Source organism: Caulobacter sp. GW821-FHT12F03 (assembly GCF_058806855.1).
Window position 1 is genome coordinate 151,799 of sequence record NZ_JBXAQC010000003.1, and the last position, 26,028, is coordinate 177,826.

Below are 26,028 nucleotides of genomic sequence, written 5' to 3' on the forward strand. Positions count from 1 at the left end.
TAGCCGGCGTTGTCGTGGATTCTGCCGTTCCTGTTCGTGCTGACGCTCGTGGTCACGATTCACGAGCTCGGCCACTATTGGGCGGCGCGCGCCTTTGGCACCGTGATCGACAGCTTCTCGATCGGCTTTGGCCGGGCGATCTTCAAATGGCGCGACAAGCGCGGCGTTGAGTGGCGGATCGGCTGGATCCCGCTGGGCGGCTACGTCCGCTTCGCCGGCGACGAGAACGCCGCCAGCATCCCCGACCATGACGATCTGGCCGAGATGAAGGCCAAGATCCTCGAGCACAACCCGGCCTCGGCGCTGAAGAAATTCTTCCATTTCAAGCCGGTCTGGCAGCGGGCGATCATCACCGTCGCGGGCCCGGCCGCCAACTTCATCCTTGCGATCCTGCTGTTCGCCTTCTTCTTCGGCGTGTTCGGCGAGGTGCAGGTGACGCCGCGCATCACCGGCGTGACGCCGGGCAGCGCCGCCGAACAGGCGGGCTTCCAGGCCGGGGACATTCTCCGCACCGTCAACGGCAAGGCGATCAACGACTTCAAGGAAATCATGCCGGTGGTCGCCATCCGGGCCAACCAGCCGATCACCTTCACGGTCGATCGCGGCGGCCGGGCGATCGAGCTGGTCGCGACCCCGGCGCAGAAGCTGATCACCGATCCCACCGGCGCCCGCCAGCGGATCGGCGTCCTGGGGCTCGAGCATGTCGACCGGCGCGAGGACGCGGTCCGGGTGCGCTACAATCCGGTTCAGGCCGTGGCCATGGGGACGGGCCGGACCTGGGAGGTCCTGTCGACCTCCCTCTACTACATGGGCCGTCTGGTCCGCGGCCAGGTTCCCGCCGACCAGCTGGGCAGCTTCATCGGCATCGCCAAGGCGTCTGACGCCGTGGCCAAGGCCGGCGCCCAGGGCGCGCCCAACCCGGCCATGGGTGTCTTTGGATCCTTCCTCGCCCTGCTGCAGCTGTCGGCGATTCTTTCCGTCAGCGTGGGCTTCCTGAATCTTCTGCCGATCCCTGTTCTGGATGGCGGACATCTGCTGTTTTACGGCTATGAAGCCGTTGCGCGCAGGCCACTGGCGGCAAATGTCCAGGCTGTAGGCTATCGCCTTGGTCTTGCCTTGCTGTTGGGATTCATGCTGTTCGCGGTCTGGAACGACCTGCAGCGCTACAACGTGTTCAACTTCCTTGGTGGTCTGTTCTCATGAGCACCCACCGACCGCCAATGGCAGACCTTATGAAGCATGCTCGTGCGCACGGCGCAGCGATTGTTACCCTTGCTGCGCTCCTCATGGGGTCGACAGCGCTAACCGTGCCGACCGCGGCCTACGCCCAGGTCGAGTCCGGGGTGGTCCAGCGCGTTCTCGTTCAGGGGAATGAACGCATCGAGGCGGGTACGGTTCTCTCGTATCTGCCGATCCAGGTCGGCGACCAGGTCGACTCGGCGCGCATCGACGTGGCGCTGAAGACTCTGTTCCGCACCGACCTCTTCGCCGACGTGAAGATCGACCTGCAGCCGAACGGCGATCTCGTCGTGCGCGTGGTCGAGAACCCGATCATCAACCGCGTGATCTTCGAGGGCAACTCGGCCGTCAAGGAAGAGAAGCTGCGCGATGAAGTGACGATCCGCCCGCGCGGCATCTTCACCCGCGCCCGCGTCCAGTCCGACGTCCAGCGCCTGATCGAGCTCTACCGCAAGTCCGGCCGTATCGGCGTGACCGTCACGCCCAAGGTCGTCGAGCTGCCGCAGAAGCGCATCGACCTGATCTTCGAGATCAACGAAGGCCCCAAGAGCGGCGTGCTCGACGTCAACATCCTCGGCAACGTCGCCTTCTCGGACAGCGACCTGAAGGACGTGATCGTCACCGAGGAGTCGCACTGGTACAAATTCCTGTCGAACAACGACAACTACGATCCCGACCGGATCGAGTACGACAAGGAACAGCTGCGCAAGTTCTACCGCAACAAGGGCTACTACGACTTCCGCATCATCTCGGCCGTGGCCGAGCTGTCGCCCGAGCGGAACGGCTTCGTCGTCACCTACACGATCGAGGAAGGCGAGAAGTACAAGTTCGGCAAACTGTCGGTCGAGACCGAGCTGAAGAAGCTCGACGGCACGGTCCTGCAGCAGCTGCTGCCGATCCGCTCGGGCGAGGTTTACCAGGACGAGCGCATCGAACAGGCGACGGACTCGCTGACCTTCGCGGCTGGCGCCGCCGGGTTCGCCTTCGTCGACGTCCGCCCGCGCTATATCCCGAACCGCGAAACCCACACGGTAGACGTGGTCTTCCAGGTCAAGGAAGGCCCGCGCGTCTACATCGACCGCATCGATATCGTCGGCAACACCCGCACGCTGGACGCGGTCATCCGCCGCGAGATGAACGTCACCGAAGGCGACGCCTACAACCGCGTGCTGGTCGACCGCTCCAAGCAGCAGATCCGCGCGCTGGGCTTCTTCAAGGACGTGACCATCGAGGAAGTGCCGAGCGGCGTTCCGGATCGCACGGCCCTGCGGGTTTCGGTCGAGGAGCAGCCGACCGGCGAACTGTCGTTCAGCGCCGGCTACAGCTCGGTCGACCAGCTGATCCTCGACCTCGGCGTCAGCGAGCGCAACTTCCGTGGCCGCGGCCAGAACGTCCGGGCCCGGATCTCGGTCGGTTCGCTGCGCCAGCAGATCGATTTCTCGTTCACCGAGCCCCGCTTCCTCGGCCGCGACCTGCGGGCGGGCGTGGACCTCTATTCCTATCGCTATGACTTCAGCCAGCAGACCGCGTTCGACACGCGCTCGACCGGCATGGGGCTGCGCCTCGGCTTCCCGCTGACGACCAACGCCTCGATGGGGCTGCGCTACACTCTGCGGACCGACGACGTGGTCGTCGACGACTCCTACTGCATCCCCGGGCAGGAGCTCGTTTCGGCGACCCTCTGCGCCCAGCGCGGGTCGAACATCACCTCGCTGGTCGGCTACACCGTGCGGCTGGACCGCCGGAACGACGCCCTCAAGCCGACCCGCGGCTTCTACGTCGAGCTGAACCAGGATCTGGCCGGCGTCGGCGGCGACGTGAACTACCTCAAGACCGAGACCAACGGCGGCTGGTACCACGGCTTCAACAAGGACTTCGTCCTCAGCGCGACCGGCTCCTTCGGCTACATCGACGGCTGGAACGGCGACAACGTCCGCATCAACGACCGCTTCTACAAGGGCGGCAACAGCTTCCGCGGCTTCGAGGTCGCCGGCATCGGTCCGCGCGACATCAAGTACGGCCGCAAGGACGCCCTCGGCGGCAAGCTGTACGCGATCGGCTCGCTGGAGCTGTCCGTGCCGACGTTCCTGCCCGAGCAATACGGCATCAAGGCCGCGCTGTTCAGCGACTTCGGCACCGTCGGCCTGCTCGACGACGCCGACCTGCGGGACCGCTTCGGTGTGATCGACATGACCTGCGGCACGGGCACGGAACAATGTATCCGCGACGACCTCAGCCTGCGCGCATCGGCCGGCCTGTCGATCTTCTGGCGTTCGCCGATGGGTCCGATCCGCTTCGACTTTAGCCAAATTCTGGCCAAAGAAGAGTACGACAAGACGGAAACGTTCCGCTTCTCAACCTCCACAAGGTTCTAGCCTCCATGCACTTCAACAAGACCTTCGCGGTCGCGGCCGGCGCGGCCGCAGCTCTCGCTTTCGCCTCGGCCGTCGCGGCCCAGACGCCTCCGCCGCGTCCGGCCGCCGCGCCCCTGGCCGCCGCGCCCGCCGCCGCCCCGATCAAGCATGGACCGGCCCTGCCGGGCGTCTGCACCTACAACGGCGACCAGGCCGTCCAGGCGTCGGAAGTCGGCAAGTATGTCGCCACCCGCATGCAGCAGATCATCACCGAGGTGAACGCTGAACTGACCGCCGAAGACACGGCGATCAAGAACGAAGCCAAGGCCATCGACGCCGCCCGCGCCGCCGGCCCGACCGACGCGCTGGAGGCCCGCGCGGCCAACCTGCAGGTCCGCTTCAACGCCTTCAAGCGCAAGCAGCAGCTGCGTCAGGCCGAGGTCCAGCAGACCGAACGCAAGGCGCTGATGCGCGTCCTGCAGGAGCTGGATCCGATCGCCGTGGGCGTCTATCAGGCGCGCAACTGCTCGCTCCTGCTGGGCGACGGCGTTCTGCTCGGCAACCCGGCCATGGACATCACCCCGCAGGTGGTTACGGGTCTGAACGCCAAGATCAAGACGTTCACCTTCAACCGCGAGCGCCTGGACACGCCGCCCGCCGGTGGGGCCGCCGCGCCCGCCACGCCGCGCGCGAACTAGACCGACTCGCTTTATCGCGGGTCTGTGCGAGGAATTCATGCCGGACCCGCGATTCTACCTCAGCCGAGGCCCCCTTTCCGTGGGGGACCTGGCCCGTCTGACCGGCGCCGTTGCGGCGCCGGCCGATGCTGACGATCTGCCGATCATCGGCGTGGCCCCCCTCGACCGGGCGGGCCGCGCCGATGTCGCGTTTCTGGGCGACAGGAAGCATCTGGCCGCGCTGCGGACCACCAGGGCGGGCGCCTGCTTTGTCCACGAGGCCCACGCCGCCGACGTCCCGGAGGGCTGCGTCGCCCTGGTGACGCCGCGGCCGCAGGCGGCATGGGCGATGACCGCCGCCGCCCTGCATGAGCCGCGGGGCTACGACTTTGGCGTGGCGGCCATTCATCCCGACGCGGATCTCGAGGACGGCGTGCTGCTGGCGCCCAGCGTGACGATCGGCGCCGGGGCGAAGATCGGACGCGGAACGCGCATCGCGCCTGGCGCCGTCATCGGCCCGGGCGTCGCCATCGGCCGCGACTGCGAGATCGGCCCCAACGCCACGGTGACCTTCGCCCTGCTGGGCGACCGGGTGCGTGTCTACGCCGGCGTACGCATCGGCGAGGCCGGTTTCGGCGCCACGGGCGGCGCCGCCGGCGTCATCGACGTACCGCAGCTGGGCCGGGTGATCCTGCAGGACGGCGTGACCATCGGGGCCAACAGCTGCGTCGACCGGGGCGCCTGGGAGGATACGGTCCTCGGCGAGAACACCAAACTCGACAACATGGTGCACATCGCCCACAACGTGCGCGTTGGACGCAACTGCGTCATGGCGGGGTTCACCGGCATCTCCGGCAGCGTGACCATCGGCGACGGATGCGCCTTTGGCGGCCGGGCCGGAGTCGCCGATCACGTCATCATCGGTGACGGTGCGCAGATCGCCGCCGCCGCCGGCGTGTTCCGCGATGTCCCGGCCGGCGAGACCTGGGGCGGTACGCCGGCCCAGCCGATCAGGAACTGGCTGCGCGAGACGGCGATGCTGTCGCGCATGGCAAAGGAAAAGAAGAAGGACCGGCCATGAGTGATGGCGATACCGCCCTGCCGACGATCGAGATCGGCGAGGTGCTCGCGCGTCTGCCGCACCGCTATCCGTTCCTGCTGGTCGACCGCGCCGAGGATTACCGGCCCAGCGAGTCGCTGGTCGGCATCAAGTGCGTGACGATCAACGAGCCGTTCTTCCCCGGCCACTTCCCGGGCAACCCGGTGATGCCCGGCGTGCTGGTCATCGAGGCCCTGGCCCAGGTCGGCGCCCTGCTGATGTCCAAGACCTGGGACATCGACATCAGCAAGACGACGATCTTCTTCATGTCGGTCGACGGCGCGCGCTTCCGCCTGCCGGTTCGGCCCGGCGACGTGCTCAAGCTGCACGTGGACGTGGTCAAGATCCGGGCGCCGGTGGTCAAGTTCAAGGGCCGCGCCCTGGTCAACGGCAAGCTGGCCGCGGAGTGCGAGTTCTCGGCCATGAAGGCGGACAACCCCCAGTGACGAAGATCCACCCCACGGCCATCGTCGACAGCGCGGCCCAGATCGATTCCAGCGTCGAGATCGGGCCCTACTGCCTGGTCGGACCGGGCGCGACCCTGCACAAGGGCGTGCGGCTTCTGTCGCACGCCATCATCGAGGGCGTCACCGAGGTCGGCGAGGACTGCGTCCTGCACCCGTTCGCCTGTCTCGGCGGTCCGCCGCAGCATTCGGCGCACAAGGGCGAGCCGACCCGCGTGGTCGTCGGCCCGCGCAACATCTTCCGTGAGCACGTCACCGTCCACGCCGGCACGGCGGTCGGCCGCGGCGTGACGACCATCGGCGCGGACGGCCTGTTCATGGTCAGCGTCCACGTCGGCCACGACTGCATCATCGGCGACAAGGTCACGATGGCCCCCAGCGTCGCCGTCGGCGGCCATGTGACGGTCAACGACTTCGTCTTCCTCGGCGGCCTGGCGGCGATCCACCAGTTCACCCGCATCGGCCGCTACGCCTTCGTCGGCGGCGGCGGCATCGTCACCAAGGACGTGATCCCCTACGGCTCGGTGTGGGGCAACCACGCCCACCTCGAGGGCCTGAATCTCATCGGCCTCAAGCGCCGGGGCTTCACCCGCGAGCAGATCGCCACGCTTCGGGCCGCTTACCGCCTGCTGTTCGCGGACGAAGGCACCTTCCAGGAGCGGCTCGAGGACGTCACCGAGACCTATCCGGACGTGCCCGAGATCATGGAGATCGTCGCCTTCATCCGTGACGACGCCACGCGGCCGCTGTGCCTGCCGGAACGCGAGGTCTGAGCGTGAAGAAGCTCGGGATCATCGCCGGGGGCGGGGGCCTGCCGGCTGAAATCGCCGAACGCTGCCGCCGCACGGGCCGGCCCTATTTCGTCGTGCGCCTGCGCGGCTTCGCCGACGACGGCACGCTGGGCCATCCCTCGGCCGACATCGGCCTCGGCGAACTGGGCAAGGTGTTCAAGACCCTGCGCAGCGAGCGCTGCGAGGCCGTCTGCCTCGTCGGCACGGTCGCGCGGCCCGACTTCGGCAAGCTCAAGCCCGACATGCGCGGCATGGCCGCCCTGCCGTCGATCATCGCCGCCGCCCGCAAGGGTGACGACGCCCTGCTGCGGGCCGTGCTCGACGAGTTCAGCAAGGAAGGCTTCGCCATCGAGGGGGCTCATGAGGCCGCCGAGTCGATGACCCTGCCGCTCGGCCGACTCGGGACCATCGCGCCCGACGATCGCCACGCCGAGGACATCCAGCGCGCCCTGATCGCGGCCCGCGCCATCGGCCGGCTCGACATCGGCCAGGGCGCCGTCGTCTGCGACGGCCTGGTGCTGGCCGTCGAGGCCCAGGAGGGCACCGACGCCATGTTGCGCCGGGTGCGCGAGCTGCCCGAAGCCATCCGCGGCGTGCCGGGCGCGACGCGCGGCGTGCTGGCCAAGGCGCCCAAGCCGATCCAGCACGCTGACGTGGACATGCCGACCATCGGCGTCGCCACCGTGCGCGGCGTGGCCCAGGCGGGCCTGGCCGGCATCGTCGGCGAGGCGGGGCGTCTGCTGATCGTCGACCGAGAAGAGACGCTGGCCATGGCCGACGATCTCGGCCTGTTCATCCTCGGCGTCGAGGCGAAGGACGAATGAGCCGCCCCCTGACCGTCATGCTGGTGGCCGCCGAGGCCTCGGGTGACGCTCTGGGAGCCGGCCTCGCCCGCGCCCTGAAGGCCCGGCTGGGCGACAAGGTGCGCCTGGTGGGCGTCGGCGGTCGCCGCATGGCCGCCGAGGGCATAGACAGTCCGTTCGACATCGCCAGCCTGTCGATCCTCGGCATCTTCGAGGCCGTGGCCGCCTACAGGACCGTCGTGCAGCGCGTGGCCGACACGGCCGCGCTGGCGCAGCGCGAGACGCCCGACGTGGCCATCCTGATCGACAGCTGGGGCTTCACGCTCCGCGTCGCCCAGGCCCTGCGCAAGCGTTTCCCGAACATGCTGCTGGTCAAGTACGTCGGGCCGCAGGTCTGGGCCACGCGGCCGGGCCGGGCCAGGACGCTGGCGGCCTCCGTGGACCACCTGCTGTCGATCCACAGCTTCGACGCGCCATGGTTCGAGAAGGAGGGTCTCAAGACCACCTTCGTCGGCAACCCGGCCCTGGCGAAGGACTTCTCCCACGCCGACCCGGCCCGCCTGCGCGCCGCGATCGGGGCGGGGGAGGGCGAGGACATCCTGCTGGTCCTGCCCGGCAGCCGCCCGGCCGAGATCAAGCTCGTCATGCCGGTGTTCGAGGAGACGGTGAAACGGCTCAAGGCCGCGCGTCCCGGCCTGCATGTCGTCATCCCCGCCGCCGGTACGGTGGTGGAGTCGGTGCGCGCCAGGGTCGCCGGCTGGCCGTTCCGCGCCCATGTCATCGAGGACGAGCAGCTCAAGGACGACGCCTTCGTCGCCGGCACGGTGGCGCTGGCCTGCAGCGGCACGGTGACGACGGAGCTGGCCCTGGCCGGCACGCCGATGGTCGTCGCCTATCGCATCGGCGGCGCCACCTACGCCATTCTCAAGCTGATCTTCAAATCCCCTTGGGTGACGATGTTCAACATCGCCGCCAGGGCCTTCGTCGCCCCCGAATTCCTGCAGGCCGACTGCACTCCGGCCAACCTGGAAATGGCTATCGCCGAACGCCTCGACGATCCGGCCCTGCGCACAGGCCAGATCGCCGCCCAGAACGCCGCCCTCGAGATGATGGGGAAGGGCGGGCCCGATCCCTCCGAAGCCGCCGCCGACGCCGTGCTCAGGCTGCTCGCGGAGCGGGGGCTGAAGCCCTCTTGAAGCCCTCAATGCCGGCGGCGGCAGCGCTGCGGATGCTCCCCTCTGGGGGAGCTGTCAGCCCGAAGGGCTGACTGAGGGGGCTTCCCCGATGCCGCGCTGACCCCCTCCGTCTCGGCTTCGCCGAGCCACCTCCCCCAGGGGGGAGGATCTTGCCCTCCAACCGACGCAAAGCTCGCCGAGCAGGCCAGGACGGCGTAGAACCGGCCCATGCGCATCGCCCCCCTCGCCATCCTCCTGCTCGCCCTGGCCGCCTGCACCCCCGTCGCGGGACCTGCGCCCGCGCCGATGTCGCCGACGCCGGTCGCGCTGGCCGCAGATCCGGCCGCCTGCCAGGCCGCCGGCGGGACGATCCGGCCCGTCTGCCGCATGCAGAAGCCGGCCTGCGTCATCGCCTACAGGGACGCCGGCAAGGCCTGCACCGACAGCGGCCAGTGCGACGGCCGCTGCGTGGCCGACGACGGCTACAGCCCCAAGGCGCCGGGCCCGGTCGCCGCCCATTGCGAGGCCGACAGCGACCGCTGCGGCTGCGCCACCGAGGTCATCGGCGGCCAGGCCCAAGCCACCCTCTGTATCGACTGACCATGCAGACCTTCGACGTCGTCATCGTCGGGGCCGGCGCGGCCGGCATGATGTGCGCGGTCGAGGCAGGCCGCCGCGGCCGCTCGGTGCTGGTCGTCGACCACGCGAAGGCGCCCGGCGAGAAGATCCGCATCTCCGGCGGCGGCCGGTGCAACTTCACCAACCTCAACACCGACCCCAAGAGCTTCCTGTCGCAGAACCCACGCTTCGCCCTGTCGGCGCTGCGCCGGTACACCGCACGCGACTTTATCGCCGCCGTCGACGCGCGCGGCATCGCCTGGCATGAGAAGGCGCTGGGCCAGCTGTTCTGCGACGGCTCGGCGATGCAGATCGTCACCATGCTGACCGACCAGATGGCCGAGGCCGGCGTCGAACTGCGCCTCAACACCGGTGTCGAGCGGGTCGACCGGGAGGGGGAGGGATTCGCCCTGACCCTGTCGGACGGCGCTAGGGTCGGCTGCGCCGCGCTGGTCGTGGCCACGGGCGGCAAGTCGATCCCCAAGATGGGCGCGACCGGCTGGGCCTATGACATCGCCCGACAGTTCGGGCTGAACGTCATCGACACCCGTCCCGCGCTCGTTCCCCTGACCTTCGAGGTCGGCCTGCTGGAGCGCTGGAAGGACCTGTCCGGCGTGGCGGTCGACGCCGTGGTGGCCAGCGGCAAGACGAAGTTCGCCGAGGCCATGCTGTTCACCCATCGCGGCCTCAGCGGGCCGTCGATCCTGCAGATCTCGTCCTACTGGCGCGAGGGGCAGGAGATCGCCGTCTCCATGGCCCCGGGGGCCGACATCTTCGCCGCGCTGAAGGCCGCCAAGGGCTCGAACCCGCGCCAGGCGGTCCATACCGCGCTTGGGGCCTTCCTGCCGGACCGGCTGGCCCGGAAGCTGGCCGAGGACGCCGGCGCGCGCGGCAATCTCGCCGACACGCCGGACGCGGTGCTGCGGGCGCTGGATACGGCGGTGAACCACTGGCGGGTCAAACCGGTGGGCTCGGAGGGCTATCGCACGGCCGAGGTGACCCTGGGCGGGGTCGACACCCGCGACCTCAACTCGACCACCATGGCCGCCAACGCTGTTCCGGGGCTCTATTTCATCGGCGAATGCGTCGACGTCACCGGCTGGCTCGGCGGCTACAATTTCCAGTGGGCCTGGTCGAGCGGCTGGGCGGCCGGGCAGGTGGCTTAAGTTCCTCTCCGAACGGGAGAGGGAAAAGAACTACTTAAGCAGCTTGTGGCCTTCGTCCTTGAGCTGGCCGCCGATCTTGCCGGCCAGCATGCCGAGCAGGCCGGGCAGGATCACCTCGATGCGGACGGCTTCGGCCAGCACGTCGAGCGTGCCGCGGATGTCCTGGCCGGCGATGAGGGCGGAGAAGACCAGGCGGTCGCCGTCCCAGCGCTGGTCGATCTTCGCCGCGCTGCCGGGCAGTTTCGCTGTCAGCTCGGCGAAGCCGGTTTCGATGCGCTTGCGGGCCTCGGCGACGCCGAGCTGGTGGGGAATGGAGACGGTGAGTGGTTTGGCCATGATCCTGCAACGAACAGGGACCGGAAATGCTCCCGGTCACAGCGGATTGGAGCCTCCCTTTAGCCCCAAAATCGCGTTCAGTATCCGGCCACGAACAGGGACGGGTGGATATGCGAGTCTTGAGAACGCTGGCGTTGACGGTCGCGGCGCTGATCGCCTGCGGCGGGGCCGCGTCGGGGCCTGCCGACGACCCCGAGGCGACCATCGTCGAGGAACTTGTCGTCCAGGCCGCCGCGCCCGGGCCGGCCTGGTGGCGGGTCAAGGACGGCGACTCCATCGTCTACATTCTCGGCGCGCCGGAGAGCCCGATGCCGCCGGGGGTGACCTGGGACCGGAGCGTGGTCGAACGGCGGCTGACCGGGGCCAATGCCCTGCTGATGGACTCGTCCGTGACCGCCGGCCTGCGGGATCTGCCGGCCCTGCTGAAGATCCGCGCCCAGCTGAAGTCGAAGACCCCGCTTGAGGCCGGTCTGTCGCCGGCCCTGCGGGCGCGGTTCGTGGCCGCGAGGGAACGTCTCGGCCAGACGGCGAGCCGCTACGCCGGCTGGACGCCGCTGGTCGCCGGCGCCCTGGTCTACGGCGACAGCCGGGCGCGCAAGACGGGGTGGACCTACACCCGCGGGGCGGTGGTCCAGGCGGCGAAGAAGCGCCGGGTGAAGGTTGTCTACGCGGCGCAGTACAAGGCCGTGCCGCTCGCCAGAACAGCCATCGCCGGCCTGACGCCGGCGATCCACCAGCAATGTCTCGCCAGCGCCCTGGACGACATCGAGACGCCTGAGTCCCGCGTGCGCGCATCGGCGGCCGGCTGGGCCCGGGGCGACGTCGCCGTCGCCCTGACCGCGCCGCGCAATTTCGATCGCTGCCTGCTGCTGCTGTCCGGCGGCGCCGAGCTCTGGCGGCGACAGGCGCGGGACGACGTCAACGCGATCACCACCGCGCTGCAGAAGCCCGGCAAATCGGTGGCGGTGATCGGCCTGCGCCGCCTGCTGGCCGAGGATGGCGTGCTGCAGCAGCTGCGCGCGAAGGGGTTGACCGTGGCGGGACCCGGCGAGGTGCTGCCTTAACGGGGACACCTACCTTCGGTACATGTCCCCGCGTGATCAGCCGCGCTTGTCGACCGGCGTGTAGTCGCGCTGGGTGGCGCCGGTGTAGAGCTGGCGCGGGCGGCCGATCTTGCGGCCGGGATCCTCGAACATTTCCTTCCACTGGCTGATCCAGCCAACGGTGCGGGCCAGGGCGAACAGCACGGTGAACATGTTGGTCGGGAAGCCCATCGCCCGCAGGGTGATGCCGGAATAGAAGTCGATGTTCGGGTAAAGCTTGCGCTCGATGAAGTAGGGGTCGCTGAGCGCGATCCGCTCCAGCTCCATGGCGACTTCCAGCAGCGGGTCGTTGACGCCCAGCTCGCCGAGCACCTCGTGGCAGGTCTTCTGCATGACCTTCGCCCGCGGGTCGAAGTTCTTGTACACGCGGTGGCCGAAGCCCATCAGCTTGTACTTGCGGGCCTTCACGCCCTCGATGAACTCGGGGATCTTGTCGACCGTCCCGATGGTCTCGAGCATCTCCAGCGCTTCCTGGTTCGCGCCGCCGTGCGACGGGCCCCAGAGGCAGGCGATGCCGGCGGCGATACAGGCGAACGGGTGGGCGCCCGACGAGCCGGCCAGGCGCACCGTCGAGGTCGAGGCGTTCTGCTCGTGGTCGGCGTGCAGGATGAAGATGCGGTCCATGGCCCGCGTCAGCACCGGGTTGGCCTTGTAGTCCTCCGCCGGCACGGCGAAGCACATGCGCAGGAAGTTCTCCGCGTAGGTCAGGTCGTTGCGCGGGCTGATGAACGGCTGGCCGATGGTGTACTTGAACGCCCGGGCCGCGATGGTCGGCATCTTGGCGATCAGGCGATGGGCGGAGATCTCGCGCTCGACCGGGTCATCGACGTTGATGCTGTCGGCGTAGAAGGCCGACAGGGCGCCGACCGCGCCGGTCATCACGGCCATCGGGTGGGCGTCGCGGCGGAAGCCCTCGAAGAAGCGGTCGAACTGGGCGTGCAGCATGGTGTGCCGCGTGATCGTGGTCTCGAACTTTTCGCGCTCGGCCGCCGTGGGCAGCTCGCCGTGCAGCAGCAGGTAGCTGACTTCCAGGAAGCTCGACTTCTCGGCCAGCTGGTCGATCGGGTAGCCGCGGTGCAGCAGGATGCCGGCGTCGCCGTCGATGAAGGTGATCTTGCTTTCGCAGGACGCCGTCGAGGTGAAGCCCGGGTCGAAGGTGAAGGTGTCGGAGTCGGCGTACCACTTGCGTACATCGACCACGTCCGGGCCGGTCGTTCCCTTGATGATCGGCAGCTCGTAGCTGTTGTCGCCGATCGTCAGCATCGCCTTATCGGTCATGCCTGAATCCTCTTGAAGACACACATAGGCCCGAACGGGCGTTTGAAGGGGTTATAGCGGTTCACGCGGCAGGCGAAAGCGCGTCTTCGATCCGGGCCAGACTCTCGTCGCGGCCAAGGGCGGAAAGCGTGCGTCCGAGGTCCGGCGATGCCGCCCCGCCGGTCAGAATCGCCCTCAAAGCGGGGCCAAACTTCCCAAATCCCACAGCTTCCGACTCGGCGAAGGCCTTGAGCAGCGCTTCGAGCGCTTCGGCGCTCCAGTCATTGGCCGCCGTCAGCAGCGCGGTGAGTCGCGCCAGGCGGGCGCGGGTCTCGTCGGTCAGCTGGCCGCGCGCCCTGTCGTCGAGCAGGATCGGGCGGCCGCGGAACAGGAAGGTCAGCTGGTCGGCCAGCTCGACGATGGTCTTGGCGCGCTCCTTGACCAGCGGGATGGCGCGCAGGGCATGGGCGCGGCGGGCCTCGTCCAGCGGATCGCCGCGCGTGGCGAACACCTCGGCGACGAGGCTCGTCAGCCGCGCGTCGTCGGCCAGCCGGATGTAGTGGGCGTTGACGAAGTTCAGCTTGTCCCAGTCGAGCCGCGAGGCGCCCTTGTTGGCGTCGGCGATGTCGAACCAGGCGATGGCCTGCTCGTCGCTGAACAGCTCGTCGTCGCCGTGGCTCCAGCCGAGCCGCGCCAGATAGTTGCGCATGGCCTCGGGCAGGTAGCCGAGGGCGGCGAAGTCGGTCACCGCCGTGGCGCCGTGGCGCTTGCTCAGCTTGGCCCCGTCCTCGCCGTGGATCAGCGGGATGTGGGCGAAGTGCGGAACCTCCCAGCCCATGGCCTGGTAGAGCAGGCTCTGGCGGGCGGCGTTGTTCAGGTGGTCGTCGCCGCGGATGATGTGGGTGATGTCCATGTCGTGGTCATCGACGACCACGGCGAGGTTGTAGGTCGGCGCCCCGTCCGAGCGGAGCAGGACCAGATCGTCCAGATCGCGGTTGCGGAACGTCACCTCGCCCTGGACCAGGTCGTGGACCACGGTGTCGCCGTTCTTCGGGCCGCGGAAGCGGATGGCGTGCGGCTTCGCCAGGTCGGCGGGCGCGGGGTCGCGGTCGCGCCAGGGCGAGCGCAGGGCGTGGCCGGCGGCCTGGGCCTCCTCGCGGGCGGCGGTGAGCTCGTCGCCGCTGAGCCAGCAGCGATACGCCTTGCCGGCCTCCAGCAGTTCCATGACCACGGCGCGGTGACGATCAGCGCGCGACGCCTGGAACACCGGCTCGCCGTCGAACGGCAGGCCCAGCCACTTCAGGCCGTCGAAGATCACCTGCACGGCGGCCTCGGTCGAACGCTCGCGATCGGTGTCTTCCACGCGCAAAAGGAAGCGCCCGCCCGTGTGTTTCGCGTATAGGTAGTTGAACAGCGCGGTGCGCGCGGTCCCGATGTGCATCGAGCCGGTCGGCGAGGGGGCGATACGGGTGACGACGGGCTTGGAGTCGGACATCTCGGTGGGGTCTGCTGGATTGGGGCGGCCTCTTAACACGGTCGCTCGCGCCGCACATAGCCTCGCGGCGCTACGGGCCGAATTCGCCGCGCAGGCCAGTCGCTGGACGCTGTGGACGCCGGTGGCGTTCGGTCTCGGCGCGGCCGGTTACCTGACCCTGCGGGTCGAGCCGCCGTTGTGGCTGGCGCTGGCCCTGGCCGCGCTGGCGATCGGCGGACGGGTGCTCGCCGCCCGGCGCTGGGGCGCGGGCGCGCCGGTGATCGCCGCCACGCTGCTGGCCTTCGCCGCGGCGGGGTTCCTGGCGGGAAAGGGGCGCGCCGATCGCGTCGCTGCGCCGATCGCGCCGGCGGTCCAGACCGCGCGGGTCATCGAGGGCTGGGTGGTCGATGTGCCGAGCCCCGGCGCCGGCGGCATGCGGCTGCTGCTGGCGCCGGTGAGGGTCTCGGGCGTGGCGCCGGCGGAGACGCCGGTGCGGGTGCGGGTCACACTGCGCGACGGCATCGCGCCCGCGCCGCCGGGATCGGCCGTGCGGGTGCTGGCCATGCTCGGCCCGCCGCCGGCGCCGGCCAGCCCGGGGGCCTATGACTTCGCCCGTGACGCCTGGTTCGATCGCGTGGGCGGGGTCGGTTTCAGTCTCGGCGCGCCGTCTGAGGCGACGCTGCCGCGCGCGCCCCTGCGGCTGCGGCTGGCGATGGCCGTCAATGCCGCCCGCTGGCGGCTGGCGCAGCGCATCGTCGCCCGCATGGGCCCGACCAGCGGCGGCATCGGCGCGGCCATGGTCACCGGCCATGAGGCCTGGGTGCCGGCGCAGCAGACGGCCGACATGCGCGCCTCGGGGCTGGCGCACATTCTCTCCATCTCCGGCCTGCACATGGCCATCGTCGGCGGCTTCGTGTTCGCGGCGGTGCGGCTCGGCATCGCCCTCGTGCCCTGGCTGGCGCTGCGCCTGCCGGGCAAGAAGATCGCCGCCCTGGCCGGACTGCTGGCCGTGGGCACCTATCTGGTGATGTCCGGCGCGCCGCCGCCGGCCGAGCGCGCGGCGATCACCGCCGCCGTGGCCTTCGCCGCCGTCCTCGTCGACCGGCAGGCGATCAGCCTGCGCGCGCTGGCCGTGGCGGCGCTGATCATTCTCGCCCTGCAGCCCGAGGCCGCGGCCGCGCCGGGCTTCCAGATGTCGTTCGCCGCCACAACGGCGCTGGTCGCCCTGGCCGAGGCCTGGCCGCGCACCGTGCGCGAGATCTCTGCTCCTTGGTGGATTCGCGCGCCGCAGGCGGCGGCGCTGTGGCTGACGGCGGCCGTCGCGGCCAGCTTCGTCGCCGGCCTGGCGACCGGACCGTTCGCCATGCACCACTTCAACCGCATGGCCAGCTACGGCCTGATCGCCAACCTGCTGGTCTCGCCGCTGTCGAGCTTCGTCATCATGCCGTTCCTGGCGCTCGGCGCGGCGCTGGAGCCGCTGGGGCTGGGCGGGCCGTTCCTGTGGGTCGCCGGGCAGGGCATCGACGCCATGACCGCCGTGGCGCACCAGACCGCCGCCCAGCCCGGCGCCCAGGTGACCATCGCCAGCGGCCCGGCGGCGGCCCTGCCGACAGCTTTCCTCGGCATCATGCTGCTGTGCCTGTGGAAGGGTCGCCTGCGCTGGCTTGGCGCGCCGATGGCGATGGCGGTGCTGGTCTGGCCGAGGCCCGCGCCGCCCGACGTGTGGATCGCCTCGGACGGCGCGGCCGCGGCCGTGCGTGTGGAGCGTCAGGCCGTCCTGTTGCGCCCCGACGCCCGCCGCTTCGCCGCCGATCTGTGGAGCCGGCGACGCGGACTCACGATCGCCGAGGACCCGGAGGCCGCGCGGGACGCCCTGTTCGCCTGCGACCGCTTCGCCTGCCTGCCGGGCAAAGGGCCGGACGTGGCGCTGTGGGCGCGAAAGAAACCGCCGAAGCCGGCTGAATTCGATGAGCTTTGCGCGCCGGGACGGCTGGTCGTGCTGCGCTCGACGGGGCCCTGGCGCGGCTGCGAGGGGGCGTTCCTGCTGACGGCCGACGACTTCGCGGCCGGCGGCGCGGCGGAGCTGTGGCGGACGCGGGACGGGTGGCGGGTGCGCTGGGCGAACGACGTGCGCGGGCGGCGGCCGTGGACAGACAGGTCAGACGACGCGCGGCGGACTCCGCCCTGATGTCTTGACGGCCAGTGTTGCTCCGGCGGACGACCTGCTCAAGGACCGCTTCGCGGCCGCGCAGCGGCGAGCCCGGAGGGCTCGTCCTTGACCAGGACGACCGACCGGAGCTTCAATTCCATCAAGGCCTTAAGGGCGTATCATCATTCCGGATCAGGGCTGATGGCTTCCGGCCTGCGTTCCGCCTAGGCGCCGTACCCCAGCGCCACCCCTCAGTCACGCTCCGCGTGACAGCTCCCCACGACGTGGGGAGCAATATCGGCGGCCGTCAGTGATACTTCCTGATCAGCCCGACCAGCTTGCCCTGGACCTCGACCTGGTCGGGGCCATAGACCCGCGTCTGGTACTTGGGGTTGGCCGCTTCCAGCGCGATCGAGGCGCCCTTGCGGCGCAGGCGCTTGAGGGTGGCTTCCTCGCCCTGGACCAGGGCCACGACGATCTCGCCGCTGTGGGCGGTGTCAGTCTTGCGGATCAGCACGAAGTCGCCGTCGAGGATGCCGGCCTCGATCATCGAGTCGCCCTGGACCTCGAGCACATAGTGTTCGCCGGCGCCGAGCATGCTCTCGGACACCAGCATCTTGTCGCGTTCGACCTGCAGCGCCTCGATCGGCGAGCCGGCGGCGATGCGGCCGAGCAGCGGAATTTCGCGCACATCATTGGCGATGGCCGACGGCGGCGGGGTCGTGAGCTTGTCGCCCGGGACCACCTGCGGCTTGAACGCCTGCCGGCCGCCGGATGGCGCCGAGGTCGTCGCCTGCTGCGGCAGCTTGGTCACTTCCAGCGCCCGGGCCCGGTGCGGCAGGCGGCGCAGGAAGCCGCGTTCCTCCAGCGCCGTGATCAGCCGGTGGATGCCGGACTTGGAGGCAAGATCGAGCGCCTCCTTCATTTCGTCGAACGACGGGGAGACGCCGGTCTCCTTGATCCGCTCGTGGATGAACATGAGCAGTTCGTGCTGCTTGCGGGTGAGCATGACCGGCCTCGCTGGCGAATCTGTCGCGGAACAAACCGCTAACAACCTTGGATGTTCTCTAGGTGTTCTTGGTTTCTGTCAAGTTAACGGCCGGAATGTCGAAAAAAGTCCAAGGAACACGGGCGCTTGCGGATCGTTCTCGAAGGGAACCCCAGCCCCTGAGAGACCATGTCGTTCACCGAACTCCACAGCCCGATTCCCATGACCGTCGAGGGCAAGGGCCCCGGCCAGGCCATCGCCGTCATCGACTACGGCCCCGAACACCATCTGATCTGGGTCGTGGCGCTGGATGACAGCGGCGAGATCTGGAGCGCGCCCAATCCCAAGGTGCGGATGCAGTCCAACTGGACCATGGGCCGGAAGGTCCGCCCGCCCGGCGAGGTGGAATCCCTGCGGCCGGCGGCGGTGAGGGCCGGGTAGGGCGGAAGGTCGGCTGGTGGCCTAACCCAGCAGCGCCCGCGTGGCCGATTCCACGTCGGCCTGACGCATCAGGCTCTCGCCGACCAGCATCGCCCTGGCGCCGCAGGCTTCCAGCCGGGCCGCGTCGGCGGCGGTGAACAGGCCGCTTTCGGTGACCAGCAGGGCCTCCTTCGGCGCCCGCCTGGCGAGGCGCTCGGTGATGGCCAGATCGACGGTGAAGGTGCGCAGGTCGCGGTTGTTCACGCCCACCAGCGTCGCGCCCAGGGCGCCGGCGCGGTTCATCTCGGCATCGTCATGCACCTCGACCAAGGCGTCCATGCCGAAGCGGGCGGCTTCTGACATGAGGTCGGCGGCCAAGTCGTCGTCAATCATCGCCAGGATGACCAGGATGGCGTCGGCGCCGAGTGCCCGGCTTTCGGCCACCTGCCAGGGGTCGACGAGGAAGTCCTTGCGGATGCAGGGCAGGGCGACCGCCGCCCGGGCGGCGACCAGATAGCTGTCGGCGCCCTGGAAGCTCGGGCCGTCGGTCAGCACCGACAGGCAGGCCGCACCGCCGGCCTCGTAGGCGCGGGCGAGGGCCGGCGGGTCGAAATCGGCGCGGATCAGGCCTTTGGACGGGCTGGCCTTCTTGATTTCCGCGATCAGCGCCAGTTTTCCCGGCGCGTGATGGCGCTCCAGCGAGGCCTTGAAGCCGCGCGGCGCGCTCGCGGCCTTCGCGGCCGCCTCGACCTCGCTCAACGGCCGGGCGCGCTTCCGTTCGGCCACCTCGTCGCGCTTGTAGGCGGCGATCGTCGCGAGGATATCGGTCATGCGGTCACCGCGATCAGGGTCTCGAGCGCCTTGAGCGCCCGGCCGTCGTCGATCACCGTCCCGGCCAGCTCGACGCCTTCGCGCAGGGTCTCGACCGTGTCGGCCACGAGGAAGGCCGCGGCGGCGTTGAGCAGCACGATGTCGCGATAGGCCCCGGTCTTGCCGTTCAGCAGGTCGCGCAGGGCGGCGGCGTTGAACGCCGGGTCTCCGCCCGTGAGGTCGGCGAGCGAACCGCGAGGCAATCCAACGGCTTCCGGCGTGATCTGGAAGCGCCGGACGCCGCCGTCGCGCCACTCGGCGACCTCGGTCTCGCCGGTGGTGGTCAGCTCGTCCATGCCCTGGCCGTGCACCGACCAGGCCCGCACGGCGCCGAGCGCGCCCAGCGCCTGGGCGATCGGTTCGACGAAGCGCGGGGCCGAGACCCCGACCACCTGCCGCCGCGCGCCGGCAGGATTGGTCAACGGCCCCAACAGGTTGAAAATCGTACGGAAACCCAGTTGCTGGCGGATCGGCGAGACGTGCTTCATCGCCCCGTGATGGGCTTGGGCGAACAGGAAGCAGATGCCGGCCTGGTCGAGGGCCGCGCGCTGCTTGTCGAGGCCCGGATCGATGTTGACGCCCAGCGCCGCCAGCACATCGGCCGTGCCGGACTTCGAGGTGATCGCCCGGTTGCCGTGCTTGGCCACCTTGAGCCCGCCGCCTGCGGCCACAAAGCCGACCGCGGTGGAGATGTTCAGGGTGTGCAGGCCGTCGCCGCCGGTGCCGCAGACGTCGACCGTCTCGTAGGGCAGGTCGAGATTCACCGCGGCCCGGCGCATGGCCCGGGCGCAGGCGACGATCTCGCCGACCGTCTCGCCGCGCAGGCGGATGGCGGTGACCGCCGCGGCGACCTGGGCCGGGGTCGGCTCGCCGCGCAGGCAGGCGCTGAAGAAGGCCTCGGCGTCGGCCTCGGACAGGGTCGCGCCGTCGGCCAGACGGCTCAGCAGGGGCTTGAAGGCGTCGGACACGGTCTAGACCGTCTCGCCGCGCTTCACGCCGGCCAGGTCGAGGAAGTTGGCCAGCAGATGGTGGCCGCCCTCGGTGGCGATGGACTCGGGATGGAACTGCACGCCGAACACCGGCCGGGTCCTGTGCTGGAAGCCCATGATCTCGCCGTCGTCGGTCCAGGCGGTGACTTCCAGCACGTCGGGCAGGCTCTCTTTCGGCACCGCCAGGCTGTGGTAGCGGGCCGCCGTGAACGGGTTGGGCATGCCCTTGAAGACGCCCTTGTCGGCGTGATGGATCAGGCTGGTCTTGCCGTGCATGATCGACTTGGCCCGCACGACCTCGCCGCCGTAGGCCTGACCGATGGCCTGGTGGCCGAGGCAGACGCCGAGGATCGGCAAATCTTCCGGGGCGCCGCGCAACAGCGGCAGGCAGATCCCCGCCTGGTCCGGCGCGCACGGGCCCGGCGACAGCAGCACCGCCTCGGGCTTTAGCCCCAGCGCCTCCTGCACCGTCAGGGCGTCGTTGCGGTACACAGCCGTCTCCGCCCCCAGTTCGTTCAGGTAGTGAACGAGGTTGTAGGTAAAGCTGTCGTAGTTATCGATGACGAGGATCATGGCGCGGTTGTTCTAGAGCCATTCCCCCCGTCCGTCATCGTTCCAATCTCGCGCCGCTTCCCCTTTTCCGTCATCGTCGGACTTGTTCCGACGACCCATGCACACGGTGCGGACAGTCCGTGGCGCCGCGCCGTCAGCTCACTCCCGGCGAACAGTCAGGCCCTGGGTCGTCGGAACAAGTCCGACGATGACGGGGTTTGAATGCTCGCTAAGGTGGTGATACCGTCTGACGCATGGTTTCGCGCGACGGGATCATCGCGGTCTACATTATGGCCAGCGGCCGGCACGGCACGCTCTACATTGGTGTTACGAGCAATCTCTCGCGCCGTGTCTGGGAGCATCGCGAAGGCCTGATCCCGGGGTTCACCCGCGACCACGGCTGCAAGCGGCTGGTCTGGTATCGTTCGTTCGAGCTGATGACGGGCGCCATCCGCACCGAAAAGACCATGAAGCGCTGGATTCGCGACTGGAAGATCAACCTGATCGAGCGCGAGAACCCGCACTGGGATGATCTGTACGGGGTGTGGCTGTAGGGGCGCGATCCCCAATCTTCCGTCATCGTCGGACTTGTTCCGACGACCCATGGCCTAGCTGTGCAAAGGGGAGTTGCGGTGGACACCGCGTCACGAACTGCACCCACCGCGTGCTTGGGTCGTCGGAACAAGTCCGACGATGACGTTGTGTGGGATAGCGGCGCGCTCCATCTTCCCGTCATGGCGCACGCTGATTCCGTTCTCGACCATGAGGCCCTGGCCTACGCCAAGGGGCTGCTCAAGCCGCCGATCGAGCGGGAGAACCTGCTGGGCGCGCTGGGGGCGGCGCTGTTCGCGGCGGTCTCGGCCCTGGCCTTCGCGGTGGCCATGGTCATGGCCCCGCCGGTGACCACCAGCAAGCTGGCGCTGGAGCCGTCGCCAGCGAGCGTCGAGGTCGTGTCGGCCAGCGAGAACAACTAGCCGAACCGCCACGCCTCCGCCGCCGCCCGCCGCAGGGCGTTCGACTTGTGCAGGGTCTCGTCGTACTCGGCGTCCGGGTCGCTGTCGGCGACCACGCCGCCGCCGGCCTGGACATACATCGTTCCGTCCTTGAGCAGCGCCGTGCGCAGCACGATGCAGGTGTCGACCGAGCCGTCGGCGCCGAAGTAACCGACCGCGCCGGCGTAGCCGATGCCGCGCTTCTCGATCTCCAGCTCGTCGATGATCTCCATCGCCCGCACCTTCGGCGCGCCCGACAGGGTCCCGGCGGGCAGGGCGGCCATCAGCACGTCGACCGGGTCGAGGCCCTCGGGGGCGTCGCCCTCGACGTTGGAGACGATGTGCATCACGTGGCTATAGCGCTCGATGATGAAGCTCTCGGTGACCCGCACGGCCGGGCCGCGGCGGGCCGTCGCCGGTTCGTTGCGGCCGGGCTCGCGCAGGCGGGCGACGCGCCCCACATCGTTGCGGCCAAGGTCCAGCAGCATCAGGTGCTCGGACCGTTCCTTGGGATCGGCGAGCAGCTCCTGTTCCAGCGCCAGGTCCTGCTCGGGCGTGGCGCCGCGCGGGCGGGTGCCGGCGATCGGCCGGATGGTCACCTTGCCGTCGCGCAGCCGCACGAGGATCTCGGGGCTGGAGCCGACCAGCTGGAACGGGCCGAAGTTCAGGTAGAACAGGAACGGCGAGGGATTGGTCCGCCGCAGCGATCGGTAGAGGGCGAACGGGGCGCGCTTGAACGGCGCGCGGAAGCGGTGGCTGGGCACCACCTGGAAGATGTCGCCGGCGCGGATGTAGGCCTTGGCCTTCTCGATGATGTCGGCATAGGCCTTGCGGCTGACGTTTGTCTCGAAGACGTCGGGGCCGGGCGCGCCGTCCGTGGCCGGCGCGGGCAGGGGCAGGCGGAGGTCGGCCATGACGGCGTCGAGCCGCGCGTTGGCCTCGGCGTACGCCGTTTCGGCGCTGACGCCCTTCACCGGCCGGGCCGGGGTGACCAGTACGATCTCCTGGGCGATGGCGTCGAACACCGCCACGATCGACGGACGGATCATCACCGCGTCGGGCAGGCCCAGTTCGTCGGCGTTGACGTTGGGCAGCTTTTCGACCAGCCGGACCATGTCGTAGCCGATGGCGCCGTAGATGCCGGCGGCGGGCGGCGGCAGGCCGGCCGGCAACTCGATGCGCGAGCGGGCGACCAGGTCGCGCAGGCTGTCCAGCGCCCCGCCGGACTGCGGCGTGAAGCGGTCGGCGGCGATGGCCTCGCCTTCGGCCACCTCGGCGGCGTCGCCGCGACAGCGCCAGACCAGGTCCGGCTTCATCGCCACGATGGAGTAGCGGCCGCGCCAGGCGCCGCCTTCGACCGACTCGAACAGGAAGGCGTAGGGCCGCTCCCGGGCGATCTTCAGATAGGCCGAGACCGGCGTCTCCAGATCATCGATCAGGCGACGGAAGACGACCTGGGGCCGTCCCGCCTCCCATGCCGCCCTGAAGCTGTCGAAGGACGGCTCGGTCGTCACTGGCCCTTGCCCGCCGGAGCGGCCGCGCCCTGGGCCGCGTCGGCCGGATCGATGCCGATGGCGATGCGGGCGCGGGTCAGGTCGGTCTTGGCCTTCAGCCGCTTGCGGGCGTAGCCGCGGGCTGACTCGCCGATGTCGCCGAACAGCTCCTGGGTGAACTGTTGCCGGGCCTGTTCGGTGGCCTGGGCGACCTGTTGCGGGTCCCCGGCGCGCACGGCCGTGACCACCGCGACGGCGACGCTGAAGTCGGACGCGGCGGCGGTGAAGGGCTCGCCCTTCTTCGAACCGAGGGCGCCGCCCAGCAGTTCGCGGCCGAGGGCCTGGTGGGCCTGCAGCGTGGCGCGGCTCAGACCGTTGACCCGCACCACCTGGGCGCCGGCCGAGGCGGCGACCGCCTCGATCGTCTCACCCTTGCGGACGCGGGCGGCGAGGCTCTCGGCGCGGGCCTTCATCGCGTCGGCTTCGCGCTTCAGCATGATGGTCTTGACCAGCTGCGGCCGGATCGCGGCCATCGGCGGCAGGGCCGGCGGCACGACGCGGTCGAGGCGAACGGCGAAGTAGGAGCCGTCGCCGGCGTCCTGGATGTCGCTTTCGCCGCCCTGGCTCAGGTCGAAGGCGGCCTTGAGGATCGCCGGGTTGACGCCGGCGACCGGCTTGCCGTCCATGCCGCGACCGTCGCTGGAGACCGGTGCAAAGACCGTCGTGGGGACGCCGGCCTTGACGGCGGCCTCGGGCAGGGTGGCGCCGGCTTCGTGCGCGTCCTCGTAGACCTTGGACAGGTCGGAGACCTTGGCGCCGGCCAGATCGCCGCGGATCTTCTTCTCGATCTCGGCGCGGTGGGCCGCAAGCGTCGCGACCTCGCCGGCGGTGACCTTGCTGACCTTGATCACGGCCAGGCCGAACTGGCCCTTCAGCGGGGCGCTGACGCCGCCCTGGGGCAGGCTGAACGCCGCCGCCGCAATGGCCGGGTCGAAGAAGGCCGAGCGCGGTTTGTCGGCGTAGGTCACGGCCCGCACGCCGAGCGAGGCGGCCACGGCGGCGGGATCCTCACCCTTGTTCAGCCGGGCGACGATGGCGGCGGCCTGGGCGGCGTCCTTGGCCGGGATCTGGGCGACGGTGCGCAGCTCGGGCTTGGACAGGCTGTCCTTCATGAAGTCGAACTGCTTCTGCACCTCGGCCTCGGTTACGGTCACCTGGGACTCGTAGGCCTTGGCGTCGAAGCGCACGACCGTGAAGGCGCGGAATTCCGGCATCGACAGGCGGGCGGCGTTCTCCTTGACGAAGGCGGCGACGTCGGCCTCGGTCGGTTGCGGGACCGGACCGACGCTGGCGGGCGTCACGGTGAAGTAGGCGAGGTCGCGCTGTTCGAGCGCGAACAGGCCGCCGATGGCCGAATAGGCGCGCGGCGCCCGCAGGCCGGAGACGGCCGCGGAGATGAACTGGTTGCGGCGCATCTCGTCGGTCAGGATGCCTTCGAACACCGCCGGGGTGAGGCCCTTCTCGCGCAGCGCCGAGGCGTACTTGGCCTCGTCGAACTGGCCGGTGACCTGGTCGAAGAACACCGGCGCCTTGCGCAGTTCCTCGGTCAGCATCCGGTCGGACGCGCGCAGGCCCATGCGGGACAGCAACTCGTCGAGGGATTCGCGGTAGGCGAGCTCTTCCAGCACGCGGCGGTCGAGACCCTGCTGCTGCGCCAGTTCGGCGGTGATCGGCTGCTGGAAGCGCTGCTCGAGCTGCTCCTTGTAGCTGTCGAATTCACGCTTGAAATCGTAGGCGCTGATGGTCCGCGACCCGACCTTGACGACATAGGTCTGCGGGCCGCCGGACAGGATGTCCTTGTTCACGCCGAACACGGCGAAACCGATCAGCAGCGGAACGAACAGCAGCAGCGCGAGCCAGGATTTGGCGAACTTCCGCATAAAGGCGAGCATGAACAGACGAACCCTCAGGAGCGCGGGGCGTTTGCGCCGCCCCGGCGGTATAGTGGAGGCGTATCCAACCCTGCAAGCGTGGCGCGGATGCGGCGTGACAGGCGTAGCGCCTTCGCGTAGGTCGCCGGACGTCATTTCCTGAACCACGAGGGCTCCCTTCATGACCGCGCCACGTCCGCTGATCGCCGGAAACTGGAAGATGAACGGGCTGGCCGCCTCGCTCGACGAGGCGCGGGCGGTGGCGGCGGCGCTCGATGAGCGGCCGCCGGCGGCGCGGGTGGCCATCTGTCCGCCGGCCACCCTGATCAGCCGTCTGGCCGACGCGATCGGCGGCACGGGCGTCGAGATCGGCGGCCAGGACTGTCGCGCCGAACTGGCCGGCGCCTTCACCGGCGACGTCTCGGCCGAGATGCTGGCCGACGCCGGGGCGGCCCTGGTCATCCTCGGGCATTCCGAACGCCGGGCCGGCTACGGCGAGACCGACGCCCTGGTCGCGGCCAAGGCCGGCGCGGCCCATCGCGCGGGCCTGGAGCCGATCGTCTGTGTCGGCGAGACCCTGGCCGATCGGGAAGCCGGCCGGACGCTGGACGTCGTGACCGGGCAGGTGAGGGGCTCCCTCCCGGAGATTCTCGCCGGCCAGGCCTTCTCGGTCGCCTATGAGCCGGTCTGGGCCATCGGCACCGGCCTGACCCCGACGCTGGACCAGATCGAAGAGGTGCACATGGCCATCCGCGCGGTGCTGGTCGAGCTGTTCGGCGAGCACGGCGAGAGCGTGGCGATTCTCTATGGCGGCTCGGTGAAGCCCTCGAATGCGTCGGACATCCTCAAGCTGAAGGATGTCGGCGGGGCCCTGGTCGGCGGGGCGTCGCTCAAGGCGACCGATTTTCTCGGGATCATCGAGGCGGCCTGATCCCGCGCGGACGTGCGCCTCAGGGCGCGCGCCCATGCCTGCAGGTTCCGTCATCCTCGGGGCAAGCCCGAGGATGACGCGTTGGGGGGCTGTGGGAGCGGGACCTTCCACGGCGTGTTGAGGATCGTTCTTATCCAGCTTGCCCCTCGGCAAACCG

25 protein-coding genes are annotated in these 26,028 nt (G+C 69.6%); 16 read left to right on the top strand and 9 right to left on the bottom strand.

The features are described from left to right. The first annotated feature begins 9 nt into the window (after window positions 1-9). From AC1RN0_RS09330 to AC1RN0_RS09375, 10 genes are all read left to right on the top strand, one after another. Window positions 10-1,203, top strand: a complete 1,194-nt coding sequence (locus tag AC1RN0_RS09330; protein WP_492787162.1) for a M50 family metallopeptidase — start codon at window positions 10-12, stop codon at window positions 1,201-1,203. 17 nt (window positions 1,204-1,220) lie between these two features. Then, window positions 1,221-3,614 (top strand): outer membrane protein assembly factor BamA, encoded by a 2,394-nt coding sequence (gene bamA / locus AC1RN0_RS09335; RefSeq protein ID WP_492787163.1) that lies wholly within the window; start codon window positions 1,221-1,223, stop codon window positions 3,612-3,614. 5 nt (window positions 3,615-3,619) lie between these two features. Further along, window positions 3,620-4,291, top strand: a complete 672-nt coding sequence (locus tag AC1RN0_RS09340) for an OmpH family outer membrane protein (RefSeq protein WP_492787164.1) — start codon at window positions 3,620-3,622, stop codon at window positions 4,289-4,291. Window positions 4,292-4,328: 37 nt separating this feature from the next. Continuing rightward, the gene (lpxD, locus tag AC1RN0_RS09345; RefSeq protein ID WP_492787165.1) at window positions 4,329-5,351 is read left to right on the top strand and encodes a UDP-3-O-(3-hydroxymyristoyl)glucosamine N-acyltransferase; all 1,023 of its coding nucleotides are present in this window, start codon (window positions 4,329-4,331) and stop codon (window positions 5,349-5,351) included. Continuing rightward, on the top strand, window positions 5,348-5,815 hold the full coding sequence (gene fabZ, locus AC1RN0_RS09350; protein WP_492787166.1) for a 3-hydroxyacyl-ACP dehydratase FabZ: 468 nt from the start codon (window positions 5,348-5,350) through the stop codon (window positions 5,813-5,815). The genes lpxD and fabZ overlap by 4 nt, the downstream gene beginning before the upstream one ends. Further along, on the top strand, window positions 5,812-6,606 hold the full coding sequence (gene lpxA / locus AC1RN0_RS09355) for an acyl-ACP--UDP-N-acetylglucosamine O-acyltransferase (RefSeq protein WP_492787167.1): 795 nt from the start codon (window positions 5,812-5,814) through the stop codon (window positions 6,604-6,606). Before fabZ ends, lpxA begins: the two co-directional genes overlap by 4 nt. Before the next feature lie 2 nt (window positions 6,607-6,608). Then, window positions 6,609-7,448, top strand: a complete 840-nt coding sequence (gene lpxI, locus AC1RN0_RS09360) for a UDP-2,3-diacylglucosamine diphosphatase (protein WP_492787168.1) — start codon at window positions 6,609-6,611, stop codon at window positions 7,446-7,448. Next, window positions 7,445-8,623 carry a lipid-A-disaccharide synthase gene (lpxB, locus tag AC1RN0_RS09365; protein WP_492787169.1) on the top strand — a complete coding sequence of 393 codons (1,179 nt, stop codon included), beginning with the start codon at window positions 7,445-7,447 and terminating at the stop codon, window positions 8,621-8,623. The genes lpxI and lpxB overlap by 4 nt, the downstream gene beginning before the upstream one ends. A 207-nt stretch (window positions 8,624-8,830) precedes the next feature. After that, window positions 8,831-9,202 carry a hypothetical protein gene (locus tag AC1RN0_RS09370; protein WP_492787170.1) on the top strand — a complete coding sequence of 124 codons (372 nt, stop codon included), beginning with the start codon at window positions 8,831-8,833 and terminating at the stop codon, window positions 9,200-9,202. A gap of 2 nt (window positions 9,203-9,204) precedes the next feature. Next, window positions 9,205-10,386, top strand: a complete 1,182-nt coding sequence (locus tag AC1RN0_RS09375; RefSeq protein WP_492787171.1) for a BaiN/RdsA family NAD(P)/FAD-dependent oxidoreductase — start codon at window positions 9,205-9,207, stop codon at window positions 10,384-10,386. A gap of 30 nt (window positions 10,387-10,416) precedes the next feature. Here AC1RN0_RS09375 and AC1RN0_RS09380 read toward each other — a convergent pair whose 3' ends face one another. Beyond that, window positions 10,417-10,722, bottom strand: a complete 306-nt coding sequence (locus tag AC1RN0_RS09380; protein WP_492787172.1) for a polyhydroxyalkanoic acid system family protein — start codon at window positions 10,720-10,722, stop codon at window positions 10,417-10,419. 110 nt (window positions 10,723-10,832) lie between these two features. On the opposite strand from AC1RN0_RS09380, the gene AC1RN0_RS09385 reads away from it, so the two are divergent. Then, entirely contained in the window at window positions 10,833-11,786 is a 954-nt protein-coding gene (locus tag AC1RN0_RS09385; protein ID WP_492787173.1) for a TraB/GumN family protein, read from the top strand. Between the two features lie 36 nt (window positions 11,787-11,822). Here AC1RN0_RS09385 and gltA read toward each other — a convergent pair whose 3' ends face one another. Both gltA and gltX read right to left on the bottom strand, forming a co-directional pair. Continuing rightward, a complete protein-coding gene (gltA, locus tag AC1RN0_RS09390) occupies window positions 11,823-13,103 on the bottom strand; it encodes a citrate synthase (protein ID WP_492787174.1) in 1,281 nt (426 codons plus the stop codon). Between the two features lie 61 nt (window positions 13,104-13,164). Then, on the bottom strand, window positions 13,165-14,577 hold the full coding sequence (gene gltX / locus AC1RN0_RS09395; protein ID WP_492787175.1) for a glutamate--tRNA ligase: 1,413 nt from the start codon (window positions 14,575-14,577) through the stop codon (window positions 13,165-13,167). 19 nt (window positions 14,578-14,596) lie between these two features. On the opposite strand from gltX, the gene AC1RN0_RS09400 reads away from it, so the two are divergent. Then, window positions 14,597-16,744, top strand: a complete 2,148-nt coding sequence (locus AC1RN0_RS09400) for a ComEC/Rec2 family competence protein (RefSeq protein WP_492787176.1) — start codon at window positions 14,597-14,599, stop codon at window positions 16,742-16,744. Window positions 16,745-17,012: 268 nt separating this feature from the next. Here the strand turns inward: AC1RN0_RS09400 and lexA are convergent, their stop codons facing one another. Continuing rightward, window positions 17,013-17,714 carry a transcriptional repressor LexA gene (gene lexA / locus AC1RN0_RS09405; RefSeq protein ID WP_492787177.1) on the bottom strand — a complete coding sequence of 234 codons (702 nt, stop codon included), beginning with the start codon at window positions 17,712-17,714 and terminating at the stop codon, window positions 17,013-17,015. A 168-nt stretch (window positions 17,715-17,882) separates the two neighbouring features. On the opposite strand from lexA, the gene AC1RN0_RS09410 reads away from it, so the two are divergent. After that, a complete protein-coding gene (locus tag AC1RN0_RS09410; RefSeq protein ID WP_492787178.1) occupies window positions 17,883-18,134 on the top strand; it encodes a hypothetical protein in 252 nt (83 codons plus the stop codon). 21 nt (window positions 18,135-18,155) lie between these two features. Here the strand turns inward: AC1RN0_RS09410 and trpC are convergent, their stop codons facing one another. Genes trpC through AC1RN0_RS09425 form a run of 3 tightly spaced genes read right to left on the bottom strand, consistent with a single transcriptional unit; the run spans window position 18,156 to window position 20,545 of the window. Continuing rightward, window positions 18,156-18,944 (bottom strand): indole-3-glycerol phosphate synthase TrpC, encoded by a 789-nt coding sequence (gene trpC, locus AC1RN0_RS09415; protein WP_492787179.1) that lies wholly within the window; start codon window positions 18,942-18,944, stop codon window positions 18,156-18,158. Further along, window positions 18,941-19,951: an anthranilate phosphoribosyltransferase gene (gene trpD / locus AC1RN0_RS09420; protein ID WP_492787180.1), complete on the bottom strand. Its 1,011-nt coding sequence runs from the start codon at window positions 19,949-19,951 to the stop codon at window positions 18,941-18,943. Before trpD ends, trpC begins: the two co-directional genes overlap by 4 nt. A gap of 3 nt (window positions 19,952-19,954) precedes the next feature. Next, a complete protein-coding gene (locus tag AC1RN0_RS09425; protein ID WP_492787181.1) occupies window positions 19,955-20,545 on the bottom strand; it encodes an aminodeoxychorismate/anthranilate synthase component II in 591 nt (196 codons plus the stop codon). Window positions 20,546-20,778: 233 nt separating this feature from the next. Here AC1RN0_RS09425 and AC1RN0_RS09430 point away from each other — a divergent pair, with 233 nt between their 5' ends. Beyond that, window positions 20,779-21,078 carry a GIY-YIG nuclease family protein gene (locus AC1RN0_RS09430; RefSeq protein WP_492787182.1) on the top strand — a complete coding sequence of 100 codons (300 nt, stop codon included), beginning with the start codon at window positions 20,779-20,781 and terminating at the stop codon, window positions 21,076-21,078. Between the two features lie 180 nt (window positions 21,079-21,258). Continuing rightward, entirely contained in the window at window positions 21,259-21,498 is a 240-nt protein-coding gene (locus AC1RN0_RS09435) for a hypothetical protein (protein ID WP_492787183.1), read from the top strand. Here AC1RN0_RS09435 and trpE read toward each other — a convergent pair. Beyond that, the gene (trpE, locus tag AC1RN0_RS09440; protein ID WP_492787184.1) at window positions 21,495-23,030 is read right to left on the bottom strand and encodes an anthranilate synthase component I; all 1,536 of its coding nucleotides are present in this window, start codon (window positions 23,028-23,030) and stop codon (window positions 21,495-21,497) included. The two genes, AC1RN0_RS09435 and trpE, sit on opposite strands and share 4 nt — an antisense overlap. Then, entirely contained in the window at window positions 23,027-24,961 is a 1,935-nt protein-coding gene (locus AC1RN0_RS09445) for a peptidylprolyl isomerase (protein WP_492787185.1), read from the bottom strand. Before AC1RN0_RS09445 ends, trpE begins: the two co-directional genes overlap by 4 nt. Window positions 24,962-25,121: 160 nt before the next feature. Between AC1RN0_RS09445 and tpiA the strand changes: the two genes are divergently transcribed. Beyond that, window positions 25,122-25,871: a triose-phosphate isomerase gene (gene tpiA, locus AC1RN0_RS09450; protein ID WP_492787186.1), complete on the top strand. Its 750-nt coding sequence runs from the start codon at window positions 25,122-25,124 to the stop codon at window positions 25,869-25,871. The last annotated feature ends 157 nt before the right edge of the window (window positions 25,872-26,028 follow it).

Coding starts and splice junctions, on each gene's coding strand:
- AC1RN0_RS09375 (WP_492787171.1), top strand. CDS start 9,205: ATGCAGACCTTCGACGTCGTCATCGTCGGGGCCGGCGCGGCCGGCATG.
- AC1RN0_RS09380 (WP_492787172.1), bottom strand. CDS start 10,722: ATGGCCAAACCACTCACCGTCTCCATTCCCCACCAGCTCGGCGTCGCC.
- AC1RN0_RS09385 (WP_492787173.1), top strand. CDS start 10,833: ATGCGAGTCTTGAGAACGCTGGCGTTGACGGTCGCGGCGCTGATCGCC.
- AC1RN0_RS09430 (WP_492787182.1), top strand. CDS start 20,779: ATGGTTTCGCGCGACGGGATCATCGCGGTCTACATTATGGCCAGCGGC.
- lexA (WP_492787177.1), bottom strand. CDS start 17,714: ATGCTCACCCGCAAGCAGCACGAACTGCTCATGTTCATCCACGAGCGG.
- AC1RN0_RS09370 (WP_492787170.1), top strand. CDS start 8,831: ATGCGCATCGCCCCCCTCGCCATCCTCCTGCTCGCCCTGGCCGCCTGC.
- tpiA (WP_492787186.1), top strand. CDS start 25,122: ATGACCGCGCCACGTCCGCTGATCGCCGGAAACTGGAAGATGAACGGG.
- fabZ (WP_492787166.1), top strand. CDS start 5,348: ATGAGTGATGGCGATACCGCCCTGCCGACGATCGAGATCGGCGAGGTG.
- AC1RN0_RS09425 (WP_492787181.1), bottom strand. CDS start 20,545: ATGATCCTCGTCATCGATAACTACGACAGCTTTACCTACAACCTCGTT.
- gltA (WP_492787174.1), bottom strand. CDS start 13,103: ATGACCGATAAGGCGATGCTGACGATCGGCGACAACAGCTACGAGCTG.
- AC1RN0_RS09340 (WP_492787164.1), top strand. CDS start 3,620: ATGCACTTCAACAAGACCTTCGCGGTCGCGGCCGGCGCGGCCGCAGCT.
- AC1RN0_RS09435 (WP_492787183.1), top strand. CDS start 21,259: ATGGCGCACGCTGATTCCGTTCTCGACCATGAGGCCCTGGCCTACGCC.
- AC1RN0_RS09410 (WP_492787178.1), top strand. CDS start 17,883: ATGTCGTTCACCGAACTCCACAGCCCGATTCCCATGACCGTCGAGGGC.
- gltX (WP_492787175.1), bottom strand. CDS start 14,577: ATGTCCGACTCCAAGCCCGTCGTCACCCGTATCGCCCCCTCGCCGACC.
- lpxB (WP_492787169.1), top strand. CDS start 7,445: ATGAGCCGCCCCCTGACCGTCATGCTGGTGGCCGCCGAGGCCTCGGGT.
- bamA (WP_492787163.1), top strand. CDS start 1,221: ATGGCAGACCTTATGAAGCATGCTCGTGCGCACGGCGCAGCGATTGTT.
- trpC (WP_492787179.1), bottom strand. CDS start 18,944: ATGACCGATATCCTCGCGACGATCGCCGCCTACAAGCGCGACGAGGTG.
- lpxD (WP_492787165.1), top strand. CDS start 4,329: ATGCCGGACCCGCGATTCTACCTCAGCCGAGGCCCCCTTTCCGTGGGG.
- AC1RN0_RS09445 (WP_492787185.1), bottom strand. CDS start 24,961: ATGCTCGCCTTTATGCGGAAGTTCGCCAAATCCTGGCTCGCGCTGCTG.